14 protein-coding genes are annotated in these 17965 nt (G+C 71.5%); 5 read left to right on the forward strand and 9 right to left on the reverse strand.

What is annotated here, in order from left to right; translation table 11 throughout:
* Positions 1–28 precede the first annotated feature (28 nt).
* A complete protein-coding gene (locus ACFHYQ_RS16305; protein WP_394302004.1) occupies positions 29–2857 on the reverse strand; it encodes an ATP-binding protein in 2829 nt (942 codons plus the stop codon).
* Between the two features lie 137 nt (positions 2858–2994).
* Here ACFHYQ_RS16305 and ACFHYQ_RS16310 point away from each other — a divergent pair, with 137 nt between their 5' ends.
* Positions 2995–4359 carry an FAD-binding oxidoreductase gene (locus ACFHYQ_RS16310; protein WP_394302005.1) on the forward strand — a complete coding sequence of 455 codons (1365 nt, stop codon included), beginning with the start codon at positions 2995–2997 and terminating at the stop codon, positions 4357–4359.
* Positions 4360–4497: 138 nt separating this feature from the next.
* On the opposite strand, the gene asnB is transcribed toward ACFHYQ_RS16310, so the two are convergent.
* The 5 genes from asnB to ACFHYQ_RS16335 form a co-directional block, all read right to left on the reverse strand.
* The gene (asnB, locus tag ACFHYQ_RS16315; protein WP_394302006.1) at positions 4498–6375 is read right to left on the reverse strand and encodes an asparagine synthase (glutamine-hydrolyzing); all 1878 of its coding nucleotides are present in this window, start codon (positions 6373–6375) and stop codon (positions 4498–4500) included.
* A 64-nt stretch (positions 6376–6439) separates the two neighbouring features.
* Positions 6440–7627 carry a 3-hydroxybenzoate 6-monooxygenase gene (locus ACFHYQ_RS16320; RefSeq protein WP_394302007.1) on the reverse strand — a complete coding sequence of 396 codons (1188 nt, stop codon included), beginning with the start codon at positions 7625–7627 and terminating at the stop codon, positions 6440–6442.
* A gap of 11 nt (positions 7628–7638) precedes the next feature.
* On the reverse strand, positions 7639–9549 hold the full coding sequence (locus ACFHYQ_RS16325; RefSeq protein WP_394302008.1) for an anthranilate synthase family protein: 1911 nt from the start codon (positions 9547–9549) through the stop codon (positions 7639–7641).
* The gene (locus tag ACFHYQ_RS16330; protein WP_394302009.1) at positions 9549–10208 is read right to left on the reverse strand and encodes an isochorismatase family protein; all 660 of its coding nucleotides are present in this window, start codon (positions 10206–10208) and stop codon (positions 9549–9551) included. The genes ACFHYQ_RS16325 and ACFHYQ_RS16330 overlap by 1 nt, the downstream gene beginning before the upstream one ends.
* 35 nt (positions 10209–10243) lie before the next feature.
* Positions 10244–11008 (reverse strand): 2,3-dihydro-2,3-dihydroxybenzoate dehydrogenase, encoded by a 765-nt coding sequence (locus ACFHYQ_RS16335; protein ID WP_394302010.1) that lies wholly within the window; start codon positions 11006–11008, stop codon positions 10244–10246.
* A 247-nt stretch (positions 11009–11255) separates the two neighbouring features.
* Here ACFHYQ_RS16335 and ACFHYQ_RS16340 point away from each other — a divergent pair, with 247 nt between their 5' ends.
* Positions 11256–12149 (forward strand): prephenate dehydrogenase, encoded by an 894-nt coding sequence (locus tag ACFHYQ_RS16340; RefSeq protein ID WP_394302011.1) that lies wholly within the window; start codon positions 11256–11258, stop codon positions 12147–12149.
* A 115-nt stretch (positions 12150–12264) separates the two neighbouring features.
* Positions 12265–13446 (forward strand): acyl-CoA dehydrogenase family protein, encoded by a 1182-nt coding sequence (locus ACFHYQ_RS16345; RefSeq protein WP_394302012.1) that lies wholly within the window; start codon positions 12265–12267, stop codon positions 13444–13446.
* 61 nt (positions 13447–13507) lie between these two features.
* On the opposite strand, the gene ACFHYQ_RS16350 is transcribed toward ACFHYQ_RS16345, so the two are convergent.
* A complete protein-coding gene (locus ACFHYQ_RS16350) occupies positions 13508–13789 on the reverse strand; it encodes an acyl carrier protein (protein ID WP_394302013.1) in 282 nt (93 codons plus the stop codon).
* A 261-nt stretch (positions 13790–14050) separates the two neighbouring features.
* Between ACFHYQ_RS16350 and ACFHYQ_RS16355 the strand changes: the two genes are divergently transcribed.
* The gene (locus ACFHYQ_RS16355; protein WP_394302014.1) at positions 14051–15178 is read left to right on the forward strand and encodes a carboxymuconolactone decarboxylase family protein; all 1128 of its coding nucleotides are present in this window, start codon (positions 14051–14053) and stop codon (positions 15176–15178) included.
* Positions 15175–15981, forward strand: coding sequence for a TIGR03084 family metal-binding protein (locus ACFHYQ_RS16360; protein WP_394302015.1), 807 nt, complete (start codon positions 15175–15177; stop codon positions 15979–15981). Before ACFHYQ_RS16355 ends, ACFHYQ_RS16360 begins: the two co-directional genes overlap by 4 nt.
* A 26-nt stretch (positions 15982–16007) precedes the next feature.
* Here the strand turns inward: ACFHYQ_RS16360 and ACFHYQ_RS16365 are convergent, their stop codons facing one another.
* Together ACFHYQ_RS16365 and ACFHYQ_RS16370 are read right to left on the reverse strand one after the other, a co-directional pair.
* Entirely contained in the window at positions 16008–16772 is a 765-nt protein-coding gene (locus ACFHYQ_RS16365; RefSeq protein ID WP_394302016.1) for a tryptophan 2,3-dioxygenase, read from the reverse strand.
* 26 nt (positions 16773–16798) lie between these two features.
* On the reverse strand, positions 16799–17965 hold a 1167-nt coding region (locus ACFHYQ_RS16370; protein WP_394302017.1), incomplete at its 5' end, for a benzoate-CoA ligase family protein.

Raw genomic sequence — 17965 nt, forward strand, 5'->3', positions numbered from 1 at the left:
TGGGCGATCAGTGGCCGATCGCCATCCCTCACCACCGCATCGTCACGCCGGACGGCCGTTCGCACATCTTTCCGTGTGCGGTTCCGGGGTGCGACTCGGGGCCCACACCGGACGGCGGGCAGCCCAGAGCCGCCATCTCCGCGCGGCCCTCGGCCTCACGGCCGGGGAGAAGCAGGAGCGTGCAGGCGCGTTCGAACCGGGCGCCGATGCGCTCCCACCCCCGCACGGACCTCTCCAGCGCGGCGGCGTCGCCGCGCAGGCGGCCGGCGGCGCGGGCCAGGCAGGCGGCCGCCCACTCGTTCTCGTCGCCGGCGGGGGCCGCGGCGTCCAACCGCAGCGCGGCGTCCGGCAGCCCGGCCGCGACGGCGAGCTCGGCGCCCGCCGCGCGGGCGTAGGTCTGGTACCTCCCCTGCGGGAAGTCCGTGAAGACGAGCCTGACGAGCGCGACCGCGTCGCCGTACCGCCGGGTGTGCACGGCGATGCGAGCGTCGACGAACGTCGCGAACGACGCGTGGTTGCGGGCCTGCCCGGCGACCTGGGTCGCCCGGGCCCGCCACAGCCGGGACCCGCGTTCGTCGCCCAGCAGGCTGTACGCGAGCGCCACGGCGGCCACAGCGGGGGACATCCAGCCCGCGACCCGGCCGCTGGCCTGCTCCCAGCCGTCCCAGACGGTGGCCGCGTGCTGTAGAGCCTCCTCGAACTGCCCGGTGAGCACGAGAGGGAGGACGAGGTTGCCGGCGGACAGCGGGGAGCGGTCGCCGAGCAGGTCGTCGTCCAGTGCCGCCCGGGCCGCGGACAACGCGGCGTCCAGGTCGCCGGTGGCGATCGCGTAGGTGGACGCCATGTGGTGGATGTCCACGATCTCAGGGGAGGCGTACGGATCGTCCCGGGGCAGGTCGGCGAGCAGGGAGAAACGCTCGCGGGTGACGCGGTGCGCCTCGCGCAGCCGCCCCGCCGTGGCCGCCGCCGTGCTGACCGCGTCGAGCCCGGCGCTGACGAGCACCGGATCGCCCGCCGATCGCGCCGCCGCCACGGCGATCTCCGACAGAGCCGGATCGGGATGCATTTTCGCCGGTCCCGCATTCCAGGCCCGTGCGGCGGCGATGGCGGCCACCACCACGGGGTCATCGGAGCCGCCGGCCGAGACGGCCTCGTCGAGCAGGCCGCTCAGCCGCTCATGGGGAATCTCGGAGGGGAACCCGGCGGAGAACCTGTTGGCCGTGACGACGGCGAGGGCGAGCGCCACCGCCTGGGCGGCGCCGTCGCCGCAGGCGCGCGCCCGGTCGGCCGAGGCGAGCAGCAGCTCGAAGGCCTGATGCCCGGAGGGGGCGACGGCATGGGCGCAGTCGGCCGCGCTGCGCAGATCGCGGGCGGCCTCGCCCGGCAGGACGGCGCGCGTCGCGGCCTCCTGGAAATGGCTCAGGGACTCGGTCAGGAACCGCCGCGCGTAGGTGAGGTGGCCGAGCGACCGGGCCAGCCGGTGCTGCGGCGCGCCGGGGCCGGGTGGGGCGTTCGCCAGGGCCGCGCGCAGATCGTCGGCGACGGCGTCGAAGTCGTCGCGCCAGACGCCGTCCGCCCACTCGCCGGCGAGCCGGTCCTCCAGCGCCGCCGCGGCGGCCGTCGCCCACCGCAGATGCCGCTCGCGCGTCGCGGCCAGTTCGCCGCTGTCGGCGAGTTGGGCGGCGGCGAAGACGCGCACGGTCTCCAGCAGCCGCCATCTGCTCACCGGCCCCCGCTGGTGGACGACCAGGCTCTGGTCGACCAGCCGCCCGAGTACGTCGGCGACCGAGCTCCTGCTGCCGTCCGGTGTCACGGCGAGTGCGGCGCCGAGATCGAACCGTCCCGCGAACACGGCGAGCCGCCGGAACAGGGCCCGCTCGTCGTCGTCCAGCAGATCGTGGCTCCAGCCGATCACCCTGCGTAGCGAGCGGTGCCGCTCGTCGGATCCGCGGCCGCCGGTGAGCAGCCGCAGGATGTCGTCGAGCGCCGTGAGCAGGCCGTCGGCGCCGAGGGAGGCGCTGCGCGCCGCGGCGAGCTCGATGGCCAGCGGCATCCCGTCCAGCTTCGCGCACAGCTCCGAGATCAGGGCCGGTTCGGCGGTGAAGTCGGGGTCGGCCGCGACGGCCCGTTCGCGGAAGAGTAACTCGGCCTCGGAGGCCAGCGGCAGCGGTGCGATCGGCACCGTGCGCTCGCCCGGCACGCCGAGCCGGGCGCGGCTCGTCACCAGGATCCGCGTTCCGGGGGAGACGGACAGCAGCCGCTCCGCGAACCCGGCCACCGCATCCAGCAGGTGCTCGCAGTTGTCCAGGACCAGCAGCGACCTGCCCCGGCCGAGGTGCTCGGCGACGGCGTCCTCGAGCGGCTGCCGCGGATGCTCCGACACGCCGAGCGCCGCGGCCACAGCCTGCGCCACGAAACCGGTGCCGACCGGTACCAGGTCCACGAACGCGCCGCCGGACGGGAACGACTGCATCGCCGACTCGGCGGCCACCACCGCCAGTCGCGTCTTGCCGACTCCGCCCGGCCCGAGCAGGGTCACCAGCCGGGAGTTCTCCAGCGCGCCGAGCACCGCTTCGCGTTCGCGTCCCCGTCCGACGAATGACGTGCGGGCGGCGGGCAGGCCCGTCATCCGTCCGGGTGGCGCCCCGGTCTGCGGCATGCTCTCCTCGGCCAGGGCCGCGAGCGCGCGCCGGTCCGCGACGCCGTACTTGCGCAGCAACGACGACACATGGCTTTCGACGGTGCGCACGGAGATGTGCAGCCTGCGCGCGATCTGCGCGTTGGACAGCCGCGCGCCGAGCGCCTCGAGGACCTCGGCCTCCCGTGCGGACACCTCACCGGGACCTGTTGACGTCACCGCAACATCATCGTCGATCGGCGCCGCGTCCGTGGCGGTTCAGTGGCGGTTCAGTGGCGAATCAGTGGCGACCACGGATGCCCGGCATCCTTCCCGCCCAGCATCCTGGGCCTAGATATGGGAGGGAAGGTTTCGAGATGAGTCAGCAGCAAGTCCAGCCGCGGCCCCACCAGACGCGGGAGTTGGCCCCCAGCGTCCTGGCGGCCGCGCACAGCCTGCGTCGTGGTTTCGAGGGCGCTGTGCACCTGCCGGGTGAGGCCGACTACGACGCGCGGCGGCGGGCGCCGTACTCGTCGGTGGACCCGCACCCCGCGTTGGTCGCCGAGGCCGCATCGGTCGCCGACGTGCGGGCGGCCGTCGTCACGGCGCGCGACTACGACCTGCCGTTCGCCGTCCAGGCCACCGGGCACGGCACCCACGTTCCGTCCGACGGCGGCCTTCTGCTGAGGACCTCGGGGATGTCCTCGGTCCTCGTGGATCCCGAGCGGCGGATCGCCCGGGTGAGGCCCGGCACAGTGTGGGAGGAGGTGATCGCCGACGCTGAGCCGTTCGGTCTCGCGCCGCTGGCCGGCACCGCCCCGTCCGTCGGGGTCGTCGGCTACACCCTCGGCGGCGGGTTCGGCTGGCTCGCCCGCAAGTACGGCTTCGCCGCCGACAGCGTGCTGTGTGCCGAGATCGTCACGGCCGACGGCCGGATCGTGACGGCGAGCCCCGATCGACACGCCGATCTGTTCTGGGCGGTTCGCGGAGGCGGCGGCAACTTCGGCGTGGTGACCTCGCTGGAGTTCCGGCTCCACCCGGTCGCCCAGGTCCACGCCGGTACCGCCTTCTTCGCGATCGACCGGGCGGCGGAGACGCTCGTGCGCTACCGGGACTGGATCCGCGACGTCCCGGACGAGCTGAGCACCGCGATCTTGCTCACGCGGCTCCCGCACGACCCGGAGGTCCCCGAGGCCCTGCGCGGCAGGCGGGTGATCGGGATCCAGGCGATGTACCCGGGCGAGGCCGAGCAGGCAAGGAGGCTGCTGCGGCCACTGTGGGCGGCCGCGGGCCCGGTGCTGCTGGACGGCATGCGGTCGACGACCTTCGGCCGGTCCGCCATGGGCGGCACGTTCCCCCGGCGTATGGAGACGCTCCACACGCTGCCCGATCCGGTGATCGAGGCACTGGTGAACGCGGGCGGGCGGGCGGCGCCGACGGTGGAGATCCGCCACTGGGGCGGCGCCATCGCCGGCCAGGGACCCGGTGCCGCCCCGGTCGGCCACCGCGATGTGCCCCTCTCCGTCATCGTGGACGTCGACGTCCCGGAGGTGGACCAGGCGCTGCGGACGCACGGGACGGGCGGGACGTTCCTCAACTTCCTGCACGACACCACGAGGACCGCGACGGCCTACGCGGCGGACGACCACCGGCGGCTGCGCGAGGTGAAGCGGGCCTACGATCCCGACAACTTCTTCCGCCACAACCACAACATCCCCCCGGCCGGCCTGGGCAGCGGCTGACCGGGCCGACACGGCCGAGCGGTCTGGGCGGGTCTCGATCGAGACCCGCCCAGACCGCTCGGCGTTTCCGGTGTCCTACCGTGTACGATCCGCAGGGTCCGTACGGAGGACCGTACGGACCCTGCGGATCGGGAGCGCTTACAACTCCACCCGGACGTCGTACATGGTGACCCAGGTGTTGAACTCGATGAGCCGCTCGATGACGGCGCGGGCGCTCCACGGGCCGCCCATGCCGTAGGAACCGGCCGGCGCGTCGAGCAGCACGCGGATCTCTGACTCCGACACCAGACCGAGCACCGGGCCGCCCTCGGAGAGGATCGATTCCAGCCGTTCCCGAAGCGCCGCCTCGTACTTCTCGTCCTGCGTGGAGGGGTAGGGGTTCTTCTTGCGGTCCAGCACGGAGTCGGGCAGCACCCCGCGCATCGCGGCGCGAAGCAGGCTCTTCTCCCGGCCGTCGAAATTCTTCATCGCCCAGGGGGTGTTGTACACGTACTCGACCAGCCGGTGATCGGTGAACGGCACCCGGACCTCCAGACTCGCGGCCATGCTGATCCGGTCCTTGCGGTCGAGGAGGAACCGCTCCCAGCGGGTCAGGTTGAGGTAGGTCAGCTCGCGCATCCGCGCCTCCAGGCCGCTCTCCCCGGGCAGGCGAGGCACGTCGTCGAGCGCCTCGGCGTAGCGGCGCTTGATGTACTCGCCGAGCCCGAGTCTGTCCCACAGCCCGATCGCACGCAGCGCGCCGATCCCGCCGGCCTTCTCGAAGGGGGAGTGCCAGGGGAAGGTGTCGGACTCGACGGCGTCCCGGTCGTGGAACCAGGTGTACCCGCCGAAGAGTTCGTCGGCGGCCTCGCCCGAAAGGGCCACCGTCATCTGTTCCTTGAGGGCCCGGCACAGGATGAGCAGGGAGTACTCCATGTCTCCGGTGGAGACCGGCAGGTCCTGGGCCCTCAGCACCGCGGTTCGCACCTCGGGGTCGAGGACCTGCTCGTTCTCCAACTCGACGATGATGTGCTCGGCGCCCACGTGCTCGGCGACCTCGATCGCGAACGGGGTGTCCGGGTCCTCCCACTGAACGTTCGACCGGAACCGCGCCTCGTGGCCCCGGAAGTCCACGGAGAACGCCCTGAGGGGCTGCTCGACGCCCTTGCGGGCCAGCGCACGCGCGGCCAGCGCGGTGATCGCGCTGGAGTCGAGGCCGCCGGACAGCAGCGTCCCGACCGTGACGTCGGCGACCATCTGGTGCTCGACGATCTCCTCCAGGAGCCGGCGCACGGTCGCGATCGTCGTGGTCAGGTCGTCGGTGTGCTCCCGGGCCTCCAGACGCCAGTAGCACTCCTCGACGCTCCCGGACCGGGAGAACCGCAGCACGGTGGCCGGGAGCACCTCGTGCATGCCGCGGAACACCGCGTGGCCGGGCGTCTTGACGATGGTGAAGATCTCCCGGAGCCCCTCGGCGTCGATGACCGCCTCCGCCTGGGGGTGGGCGAGGATCGCCTTGGGCTCCGAGCCGAACAGCAGGCCGTCGGGCGTCTGGTAGTAATAGAGCGGCTTGACCCCCATCCGGTCGCGGACCAGCAGCAGCTCCTCCACGCGCGGATCCCAGATCGCCAGGGCGAAGATGCCGTCGAGGCGCTCGGCGAAGCGCGCGCCCCACTGAAGATAGGCGCGCAGCACCACTTCGGAGTCGCTGACCGTGCGGAACTCGTGGCCCAGCGCCTGGAGTTCCGCGCGCAGCTCCCGGTAGTTGTAGACCTCGCCGTTGTAGGTCATGACCGGCCGGGCGGCGTCGTCCCCGGCGTCGTCCCCGGCGTCGTCTCCGGCGGCCGCCATCGGCTGCCGCCCGCCCTCGAGGTCGATGATCGCGAGCCTGCGGTGGCCGAGGGCGGCCCGGGTCGACGTCCAGATCCCCGCGGCATCCGGTCCCCGGTACTCCAGGCTCGCGGTCATGGCGGAGATCGTCTCGGTCTGCCCGGTCAGATCACCCTGAAAACTCACCCATCCAGCGATGCCGCACATGATGGCAACGGTTCCTTTCTCGTCGGTTCAACTCGTTCGACTCGCCGGCGTGAAACACGCCCGTTCACGGCAGGGCCGCCACGAAGTCCCGTGCGCCGTGCAGCCACGCGACCTTGTCGTACAGTTCGTCCTCGGACATCGCGGACAGCATCCGGTTCCTGGCGCGCGCCTCGGCGCCGGCCGGGTGGTAGAGACGGCGGCCCATCTCACGGGACACGAACTGCGCGCCGGCCGTGCGCGCCCGCCGCAGCGCGTTGTACTTCTCGAACCGCTGGGGGAACTCGTCGCCGGCGCAGTCGAGCAGTTCGGCGAGGAGCACCGCGTCCTCCAGCGCCATGCAGGCGCCCTGCGCGGCGTACTGCAGCATGGGATGCGCGGCGTCGCCCAGCAGCGCCACCCGGCGATCCGTCCAGTCGTCCACCGGGTCCCGGTCGCACAGCACCCACTCCCGCCATTCCTCGCCCAGTTCCAGGAGGCGGCGGGCGGCGTCGCACAGCCCGCCGAACTCGCGGAGCACGTGGTTCCGGGCGGCCGGACGGCCGGTCACCGCCTGGGTGGCGCCGTTGTCCCGCGTCGCCGCCAGGTTGAGATGCCGGCCGCCGCCGATCGGGTAGTGCACGAAGTGCCGGCCAGGAGCGGCCCACAGGACCACGGCGTTCCAGCGGAGAGCCCGGGGGACCCGCTCCATCGGGATCACCGAACGGTAGATCGTGTGGCCGGACACCCGGGGCTCCCCGTCGCCCACCAGTTGGGCGCGGACGGCCGAGCGGATGCCGTCCGCGCCGATCAGCGCGTCCCCCCGGATCCGCTCCCCGGTGCCGAGGACGGCGGTGACCTCGGCGCCGTCCTGCTCGTAGCCGATGACATGGCTGTCGCCGCGCAGTTCGATCAGTGCGGAGTCCCGGCACGCGGCGAGCAGCGGACCGTAGAGGTCGATCCGCTGGACCACGGCGTACGGGTTGCCGAACCGCGCACGGTAGCGCTCGCCGAGCGGCATGCCCGCCACGCGTTCCCCGGTCGTGCCGTCCATGAAGCGGAGTTCGTCGATGTGGACGGCCAGCCGCCGGACCTCGCCGCCCACTCCGAGCCGGTCGAGTGCCAGGAAGCCGTTGGGACCGATCTGAATGCCCGCGCCGAGTTCGGTGAACGTGTCACGCCGCTCGAGCACCACGGCTCGATGCCCCCGGCTCGCGACGCCGACGGCGGCGGCGAGTCCTCCGATGCCTCCGCCGGCGATGAGTACGGTCGTCATCTCCGTCCCCTTCACTGATGGACCGGCACCCGGTCGAGCGCGTCGACGAGGGCGTCGCGGATGATGGAGACGCCGTCCTCGGTCAGCACCGACTCGGCGTGGAACTGCATCGAGCCGAAACGCGGGCCGCGCAGCGCGTGCACCTCGCCGGTCAGCGGGTCGCGGCTGATCGCGACGGGCCCCTCCAGGCCGGGGACCTCGATCGAGTCGGTGGCGGCCCGGGCCGCGAAGGCGTTGTAGAACCCCACCCTGACCCGGTGGCCGAACAGATCGATCTCCCGCTGGACTCCCTGGTTGGGGACGCTCCTGCGGACGAGGCGAAGGCCGAGGACGCCGCTGAGCACCTGGTGGCTGAGGCACACCGAGAGGAAGGGCCGTCGCTCGGCGAGCAGGTGCCGTACCGCGCCGTGCAGATGGGTGATCTTCGGGTGGGAGAGGTCCCGCGGATCTCCGGGGCCGGGCCCGAGCACCACCGCGTCGTAGTCGTCGAAGGTGTACGGCTGGTCGAACCGCCGTACGGTCACCAGCAGGCCCAGCGACCGGAGCTGATGTCCGATCATGGATGTGAAGTTGTCCTCCGCATCCACGACCAGGACGCGCCGGCCGGCCAGTTCCGGCAGCCACCGGACCCGTTCCGCGTCCTCACGCAGCCAGAAGTCGGCGATGCCGTCGTTGCGGGTGCCGAGCGCGCGCAGCACCTCGGGGTGCCCGGCGAAGCGTTCCGGGGGCTCCGCGCACAGCACGTCGAGCAGCCCGGCCGCCTTGGCTCTCGTCTCGGCCGCCTCCGCCCGCGGATCCGAGTGCCGGACCAGCGTGGCCCCGACGCCGATGCGAACCCGGCCGGCCCGGTCGATCTCCGCGGTGCGGATGAGGATCGAGGAGTCGAGGGTGCGGTCGCCGTGCGCGTCCCTGCCGATCAGCGCGACGACGCCGCTGTAGTAGCCGCGCCCGTCCGGCTCGTAGCGGTTGATCACCCGGCAGGCGCTCTCCAGCGGGCTGCCGGTGACGGTCGGCGCGAAGAGGGTCTCCCGCAGGATCTCGCGCACGTCCTGCGAGGTGCGGCCCTCGATGTAGTACTCGGTGTGCGCCAGGTGGGCCATCTCCTTGAGGTAGGGCCCCGTGACCCGGCCCCCGGAGTGGCAGATCCTGGCCATCATCTTGAGCTCTTCGTCGACGACCATGTAGAGTTCGTCGGCCTCCTTGCGGTCGGCGAGGAAGTCCATGACCGCGGGAAGGGTGGGACCCGACGGCGGGTAGCGGTAGGTGCCGCTGATCGGATTCATCGTCGCCACGCCGCCGGACACGCTGATGTGCCGCTCGGGGGTGGCGCCGACGAAGGTGCGGTCACCGGTGTGGACGATGAAGGTCCAGTACGTCCCGGCCTCCCGCTGCACCAGCCGGCGGAAGAAGGTCAGCGCGCTCTTCACCGAGTAGCCGGCGATCTCGGTGATGAACGAGCGCTTGATGACGAAGTTCGCGCCCTCACCATGGCCGATCTCCTCTTCGATGACCTTGCCTGCGATCGCCGCGTAGTCGTCGTCCTCCAGGTCGACGTGCCGATTGCGAGCACGTACCGGAACGTCGGGGATCTGCCGCAGGGCGTCCGACAGCGGCAGGGCGCCCTGCTCGGTGACCGTGATGGCGAGCAGGGGTGCGCCGTCGTCGACGGCGGCGAAGCCGCGCTCGGCGATCTGCCGATAGGGGATGACGACCAGCGTCTCGTGCCGGGCGTCGCCGGTCTCGCCGCCGGCGGTCAGGTCGGTGAGCGGGATGTCGTCGAGTGTCGCGAGCCGCGACGCCTCGCCCACGAGGACGTCCAGCACCCCCTCGCGGCCGGCCCCCGGGCGGTGCAGTAGCGCGAAGGCGGGGGAGTCGGGGGAGTCGGGGAAGAGGATCCGATCAAGTAACCGTTCGGTGCTCATCACGACAGTGCCTCCGCTCGGTCCGGAAGATCCGTCAGCAGTTGTCCGGTGGTGACGGTCACGGCACATCGCCGTGCCGCGTAGTCGAGCGCCATCCGGTGCTCGGCGGCCGAGAAGTCCGCGATCGCGTCGGCGACCAGGAAGGGTTGGATATCGTGGGTGAACGCGTCGACCGCGGTGGCGAGGATGCCGACGTGCGCGTACACACCCGTAATGATCAACTGGTCTCGCCCGCTCTCCCGGATGCGCTCCAGCAGCGCGGTCCGGTGAAAGGCGCTGTAGCGCCACTTGGTGAACACCCAGTCGCCGGAACCCGGCGCGAGCGGAGCGATGATGTCGCGGTGGGACGGGTCGGCGGTCATGCCCGAACCCCAGAAGTCGCGGAGCAGGCCGCGCTGTTCAGCGGTCATGTCGCCGGGCTGCCTGCTGTAGGCCACCGGGATGCCGAGGCCGGCGCACCGGGTCCGCAGCGCCGTCGTGTTCTCCACCAGGTCGGCCGCCGGGGACGCCTCCGCCTCGAAGGGCCGCAGGAAGAATTTCTGCATGTCGTGCAGCAGCAGCACGGCCCGCCTGGGATCGACCCGCCACGGCACCGTATTGACGGGCAGGTCCCCGACGCCGGGCATCAGATAAGGCGCGATTCTCGATAGTCCTGCCATTATTTCCTCACATAGCGATGGTTTGTCTTTTCGCATCAAGCGCCCAGCGTCGCTCCGCCGTCCACCGTCAGGTGCTGCAAGGTGATGTGGCCGGCCTTTTCGGAGAGCAGGAAGGCGACCGCGTCCGCGATGTCGGACGGCTTCGCGATCTTTCTGAGGGGGATTCCGGTTCGGTAGGAATCCAGGTTTCCCTCGATCGAGGACCGGGGGCCGTCGTCGGCGCCCCAAAGAGAGCTGAGCATCGGTGTTTCCGTAGAGCCCGGGGCCACCACATTGCAGCGGATCCCGTAGGCGGCCACCTCCAGGCCGAGGCTCTTGGTGAACATCGTCACGGCCGCCTTGGACGCGGCGTAAGCGGACATGTCCATGCGCGCGGTATGGGCGGCGTTGGACGCGATGGTGACGACCGATCCGGCCCGCCGCGGCACCATCCGGCGCACCACCGCTCGTGAGACGTAGAAGACTCCGGTGACGTTGACGGCGAACGTCGTCACCCAGTCGTCGTCGGACAGTGTCACGGCCCTGCCGAGGCGCAGCACGCCGGCGGCGTTGACCAGCCGGTCGATCGGGCCCAGACGCCGCTCCACCCCGTCGACGGTGGATTCGATCTCGGCGCTGGAACCGACGTCCGCGGGGAAGGCGGTGACCAGCAGGCCGTCGGCCGTCTGTTTGTCCACGACCGTTCGCAGGGCCTCTGCGTCGCGGTCGAGGGCGGCGACCGGGATGCCGTCCTCGGCGAGCACACGTACGATCGCCGCCCCGATTCCGCCGGCGGCGCCGGTTACGAGGGCGACCATCATAGGCCCCGCGAACCGGGTTCCGAACAATGGGTTCTTGTCATGTTCAGCAATCTGCTTTCCGGCCGGGCCCCGGGCAATGCCGGGCGGAGTCAGGAAGCTGACGCCGGACAACCGATTCCTGCCAATTGCGGAGTGATGACAGGAAGCTGTCGGAGCGCGCCATATTGCGGAAGCAGCCGACTGTGGCGGCGGATGCACAGCAGCGGAATGCTGGTGCGAGAGAAGGACGCCACCCCGGGAGGACTGAATGGATTCGCCGCCGATTCGCCGCGTTTCGATTCTCGGTTGCGGTCTGATAGGCACCTCGATCGCGCTCGCGCTGCGTGGCACGGGCATCCACGTCGCGCTGTCGGACCGCGATTCGCAGGCGGTGGCGACAGCCCGACGGATGGGAGCGGGCGTCGCGCTGACCCCCGGAGCCCCCGCCGCCGACGTCGTGGTCGTCGCCACCCCGCCCTCCACCGTGGTCGGGGTGCTGCGCGACGCCCAGGACCGCGGGCTGGGCGCGGTGTACACGGACGTAGCCAGCACCAAGGCGCGGATCGTCGCCGAAGCCGAGCGTGCGGGCTGCGACCTCACGACCTACGTTCCGGGGCATCCGATGGCCGGCGCGGAGTTTTCCGGGCCCGGCGCGGCCCGCCCCGACCTGTTCGTCGGCAGGCAGTGGATGCTGTCGCCGCATCGCGGGACGCCGCTCGGCTCGGTGCGGACGGTGGCCGAAATGGTGGCGGCGTGCGGGGCGCGGCATCGCATCGTCCCCGCCGACCAGCACGATCAGCTCGCCGCGGTGATCTCGCATGCCCCGCATCTGGTCTCCGCCGCGCTCGCGGCCAGGTTCGCCGACGCCGACCGGGCCACGCTCTCGCTGATGGGGAGGGGCCTGCAGGACGTGACGCGGGTCGCCGGCGGCGACCCCGGCCTGTGGTGCGACATCCTGCAGCAGAACGCCGAGCCGGTCGCCGCGGTGCTCGACGCGGTCGTGCGGGAGCTCGCCGCGGCGGCGGACGCGCTGCGCGGTGGCGGCCGGTCGGCCTCCTCGGCCGCGCTCGCGGACCTGCTCGCCAGGGGCAGGCAGGGCCGTGAGCGCATCGTCGGCGTGAGCTCCGCCGCGGCGGACGCCAAGGACATGATCGCGGCCTGAACGCCAAGCGCAATCACGAAGGTGTGCGGCCGGGAAGGCCGGTGCGACATTCGAGTGGACATCATCAGCGGCAGAGCGGCTTCAGCGTTTCGTCGATGAGGACCAGGAGGAAACGATGTTGACGACCGAGGTGCCGACCCGGGAAGAACTCGTACGACGCGCGTCGGAACTGGCACCGGCGCTGCGGAACAAGGCCGCCTGGTCGGAGGAGCACCGGCGGGTTCACGACGAGGCGATCGAGGCCATGGCCGACGCCGGTATCTTCAGACTGCGGGTGCCCGCCCGGTACGGCGGGTACGAGAGCGACACGAGCACCCTTCTCGACGTGGCCGCCGAACTCGCGAGAGGCGACGGGTCCGCCGCGTGGACGGCGTCGGTCTACTGGATTCCGACCTGGATGACCTGCCTGTTCCCCGACGAGGTCCAGGACGAGGTGTTCGCGACCCGCGACGTGCGCGTCTGCGGGACGCTGAGCCCGACCGCGATGGCCGCTCCGGTGGACGGGGGCGTCGTGGTGAACGGCAGGTGGGGATTCGTCAGCGGCGCATGGCACAGCCACTGGCAGGAGATCGTGGCGATCCAGGTGGGCCCGGAGGGCGAGCCGATGCCGATCATCGCGCTGGTGCCCATGACCGACCTGGAGATCATCGACGACTGGAACACCTCCGGCCTGCGGGGCACCGGCAGCGTGACCACCGTCGCGAAGGACGTGTTCATCCCGGCGGAGCGTGTCCTGCCGCTGGGCGCGGTGCTCGGCGGGCAGCCCGCGTCGAAGGCGAACGCCGCCGTCCCGATCTACCGTGTCCCGCTGCTGCCGGTGGCCGCCGCGTCCTCGATCGGCACCGCACTGGGTCTGGCGAGGGCGGCCAAGGACGCGTTCTTCGAGCGGCTCCCCGAGCGTAAGATCACCTATACCGACTACGCGAGCCAGAGCGCGGCGCCGCTGACGCATCTGCAGGTCGCCGACGCGATCATGAAGATCGACGAGGCGGAGTTCCACGCGCACCGCCTGACCGGGCTGGTGGATGCCAAGGGCGCCGCCGGTGATGCGTGGACGCTGGAGGAGCGCGTCAGGGCACGTGCGGACATGGGGGCGGTGTGCCGGCTCGCCAAGGAGGCCGTGGACGTCTTCGCGACGGCCAGCGGCGGCTCATCGATCTACACGCACGTGCCGATCCAGCGGATCGCCCGTGACATCACCGCCATGAACCTGCACGCCCTGATGCACCCGAACACCAACGCCGAGCTGTACGGCCGCGTGCTGTGCGGGCTCGAACCCAACACGCTCTACATCTGAAACACCTGAAAAGCCGGAGGCGGCGCACGCCGCCTCCGGCTTCTTCACGTCCGACGACCGGCTATGTCCCCGTCCCGGGCGAAACGGCCGCCTTCGCCGCGACCATCCGTACCAAGGCCTCGGGGTTCGGGTCCTTCTCGAAGATGTCACCGACGTCAAGGGAGACACCGATCTCCTCCTCTATCCGCGACACGATGCGCACCGCGGAGATCGACTCACCTTCGAGGTCGAAGAACGTGGCCTCCTCCATTCCGTCCGGTACGTCGAGCACACGCTTCCAGATCTCCATGATCTTCGTCTGCGCCGCGGGAAGATCGAGCTCACCGGGACGAGTGCCATTCATCTGATTCCTCCTCTGCCAGAGAAACATTCGCGATGGCGGATGGGCGGCTCGTGCTCTGTTCGGTTCCACATGCCGATCCCGATTCTCGCTCTCACATCATCAAATGCGGTCGGATCAGGGGCACCTCCGAAATTGCGAGGTGAAATCGGGAACCCGCCGACGGCGGCCGGGCCGTACGGCAAGGCGGGAGATGCGCCGGGACGGCGGTCTCCGGACGATGAAGTTGACTTGAGCCGGTTGCGACGAAGGCAGGAGAGCGGGATGGGGACTTTGCTCACCCGGGCGACGCTGGCGGGCTCGCTGGCGCAGGTCCGCCATGTCGTCCCGGTGCGGCCGGACGCGGCACCGGACCTCGTCCGGCGGGTCTACGCGCAGGTCGAGCGGGACTTCGGCATGCTGGCGCCGCCCCTGATCCTGCACTCGCCCGCGCCGGAGTCCCTGGCGGCCTCCTGGCTGATGCTGCGAGAGTCCCTGCTCGCCTCGGGCGCGGTCCCACGGCGGGCGAAGGAACTGGCCGCCACCGCCGTCTCCATCGGGAACGCCTGCCCGTACTGCGTCGAGGTGCACAAAGCCACCCTGGACAGCCTCACCCGGGGCCGGTACGCCGCCGAGATCGCGGCCGACCGGCTGGCAGGCATCGCCGATCCCGACCTCCGGCGGATCGCGGAATGGGCTCGGACGAGTGGGAGGCGGGAGGAGGTCGCCTCCCGGGGCGTGCCGCTGCCTGCCGGGGAGGGCGGTGAGCTGACGGCGACGGCGGTCACCTTCCATTACCTGAACCGGATGGTCAACGTCTTCCTCGGCGAGTCGCCCCTGCCTCCCGGGGTGCCTGTACGGGCGCGCAGAGGCATGATGCGGCTGTTCGGCCTGGTCATGGGCGGGGTCGCCCAGAAAACAGCGGAGCCGGGCGCCTCGCTCGATCTGCTCGCGGCCGCGCCGGCGCCGGAGGATCTGGCCTGGGCGGCCGACGTCCCGCACCTTCGCGAGGCGTTCGCCCGCGCTGTCGCCGTGGTGGAGGAGGCCGGGCGGCGCTCGGTGCCTGAGCCGGTCCGCGAACTGGTCACCGCCGCATTGGCCGGGTGGAACGGTGATCCCCCCGGCCCGGGTCGCGCGTGGGCGGCCGAGGCGGTCTCGGCCCTGCCGGCGGCGCATCGCGCGGCCGGCCGGTTGGCGCTGCTCACGGCGCTGGCGTCGTATCAGGTCGACCAGGGCGTCGTCGACGAGTACCGGCGCGCGGAGCCCGATGATCGGGCGCTCGTCGAGCTGACGTCATGGGCGAGCCTGGCCGCGGCCCGCCGGATCGGCTCCTGGGCGCGTCCCACTCCGGCGGCCCCACCCGCCCCCACACGTGACCTCACGATGATCCCGATCGAAAGGACTGCCCGATGACCCAGTTGGAGAAGGTGCTCGAAGACCTCACCGCGGACAGTGATCAACTCGACCGGGTGGTGGCCGGTCTCGACGCGGACCAGTGGAACCTGCCGACACCCGCGCCCGGATGGACGATCGCCAACCAGGTGGCCCACCTCGCCTTCATCTTCCGGCTGGCCGCGACGGCGGCGAGCGACGCCGAGACGTTCGAGGCCATGACCGCCGGAGCCAAGGGGAACTTCGACGGCGCGGTGAACGCCGCGCTGAAGGGCTACGCGAACGACACACCCGAGGTGCTGCTGTCCCGTTGGCGGGCCGAGCGGGAGAAAGCCGTCAAGGCGCTCGCCGCCGTTCCCGCCGGTCAGACCGTGCCCTGGCTGGTCAACCCGCTGCCACCGGTCGTGCTCGCGAGTGCCGGGATCATGGAGCAGTTCGCCCACGGGCAGGACATCGCCGACGCGCTCGGTGTGGAACTGGAGCGGACCGACCGCCTCAGGCACCTCGTCACGTTCGCCGTCCTCACCCGGGACTTCGGCTACCTCGCCCGGGGCCTGACGCCTCCGGCGGCGGAGTTCCGTTTCGAGATCACCGCCCCCTCCGGCGAGATGTGGACATTCGGCCCCGAGGACGCCGGACAGCGGGTCTGCGGGCCCGCGCTCGACTTCTGCCTCCTGGTGACCCGGCGCCGGCACCGCGCCGATCTCGCGGTCACCGCCACCGGCGACGAGGCCGGCGGTTGGCTGGACATCGCTCAGGCCTACCGCGGGCCCGCGGGGGTGGGGCGTTCGCCGGGCCAGTTCGACGCCCTTGTCACCCGTTAGCCGAGCACTCTCAACCTGGTGGGCGTTCAGAGCAGGCGTCGCACCGCCCACAGGTCGGGGAACAGCGGTGCGAACGCCTGTGCGCGGGAAGCGAGCGCGCCCGGGACCTCGTCGGTTCCGGGCGCGCCGCTCGTCGTCGGTTCGCTCGTCGTCGGTTCGCTCGTCGTCCGTTCGAGCATCGACAGGTGGCGGTAGCGCCAGGCCTGGAAGCACTCGTCGAGGTCGGTCAGCCGCTCGCAGATCTGCGCCGCCGCCCCGTCGTCGTGGTAGACGCGCACCAGCACGCTCTGCAGTTCGGGGGACGGCTTCAGCGGCGCGGTCACGTCCCGGTACAGCGAGGTGAGCGGCACCGGGTAGCCCGCCAGCACGAGCAGGCTCAGGAAGGAGTCGAACACCGACGGCCGGTTCATCGCCGCGAGGATGCTCCCGCCCGCGTCGCTCTCCTCCGGATGACCGTCGTGCATCCAGGGGTGGCGCTGCCCCAGGACCGCCTCTGTCTCGCGGAACCGTGCGGTGGCGCCCAGTGCGGCGAACCGCGGGGTCGCGAGTGGTTCGAAGATCTCCATCTGGGCGGCCGCCATCTTCATCACGCGTAGCGACCGGTCCAGGTCGCGCAGCGCGCCCGCGCAGTCACCCGCCGCCAGGCTGCGTTGCAGTCCCGCCAGTTCGCGCAGCAGTTGGGTGAACCACAGTTCGTGCGTTCGGCGGAGGGTGCCGAACAGCGTCTCGTCGTTCACGGCCCGAGGAGCCGGGCGAGCCGGGGGGGCGGGGTCGGGCAGAACGGGTGCCATGCCGGGTTTCATCGTGGGCGCCTCCATCAGATCGGCCGGGCGGCGGTCGTGGCCAGGGCCGGCGGGGAAAGGCGGGACTCAACGGCGTTCGCCGGGTCCGCCGGGTCCGCCGCGTATTCCAGGGCGCGGCGATCCACCTTGCCCGACGCCGTGTACGGCAGCGCGTCCACGAAGCGGACCTCGCGCGGATACTTCTGCGGCGACAACCGCGAGCGCACGAACGCCTGGAGATCGGCGGAGGTCACCTCGCCGCACGTCACGACGTATGCCCTGGGGAGCGTCAGACCGTTCTCCCGGCGGCCCACCACCGCGCACTCCACCACGTACGGATGCGTGAGCAGGCAGTTCTCGATCTCCGTCGGCGCCACCCAGACGCCGCCGACCTTCAGCAGGTCGTCCGCGCGCCCGTGATAGGTGAAGAAGCCGTCGGCGTCCCGGCTGAACAGGTCCGCCGAGCGCACGGTGTGCTCGGCGACGAACGCGGCGGCAGACTTGTCCGGCTCCCGCCAGTACTCCAGCGCCACGGCCGCACCGGTGATCTCCAACCTTCCGATCTCGCCGTCCGGGAGCGTCTCGCCGTTGGCGCCGACCACCCGCAGGCGATATCCCGGCACGGCCTGTCCGAGGGTGGCCGTCCGCGCCCAGCCGGGCCGGTTGGACAGGAAGATGTGGTACGCCTCGGAGGAGCCGATCCCGTCGATCACCTCCACGCCGAAGGTCTCCAGCCACCTGCGGTGCAGCTCCGGCGGGAGGGCCTCGCCCGCCGAGACGCACACCCGGATCGAGCTGAGGTCCTGCTCGGCGGCGGCCGGATGGGCGATCATGGCGGCCATCATGGTCGGCACGTTCACCAGGACCGTCGGCCGATGCTCGGCGATCAGTTCGAAGATCCGGTCGGCCGTGCTGCGCTCGGGGAACACGATCCCGGCGGCGCCGACGCCGAATGGAAACATCGCGGCCAGGTCCCGCGCGTACCCGAAGAACAGCTTGGGCACCGGCAGCACCACATCGTCCGGGCGGATGCCGAGCACGCCCCGGGCGTACCCGTGGAAGCTCAGCGCGGTGCCGCGGGCGGGCAGCACGCATGCCTTGGGGTCTCCCGTGCTGCCCGTGGTGAACTTCCAGATGGCCACGTCGTCGGGGGTGGTGGCGGCGGGGGCCAGCACGTCCGGCTCGGTCGCGAGCAGGCTCTC

Source organism: Sphaerimonospora cavernae (genome assembly GCF_042435035.1).
Taxonomy (GTDB): domain Bacteria; phylum Actinomycetota; class Actinomycetes; order Streptosporangiales; family Streptosporangiaceae; genus Sphaerimonospora; species Sphaerimonospora cavernae.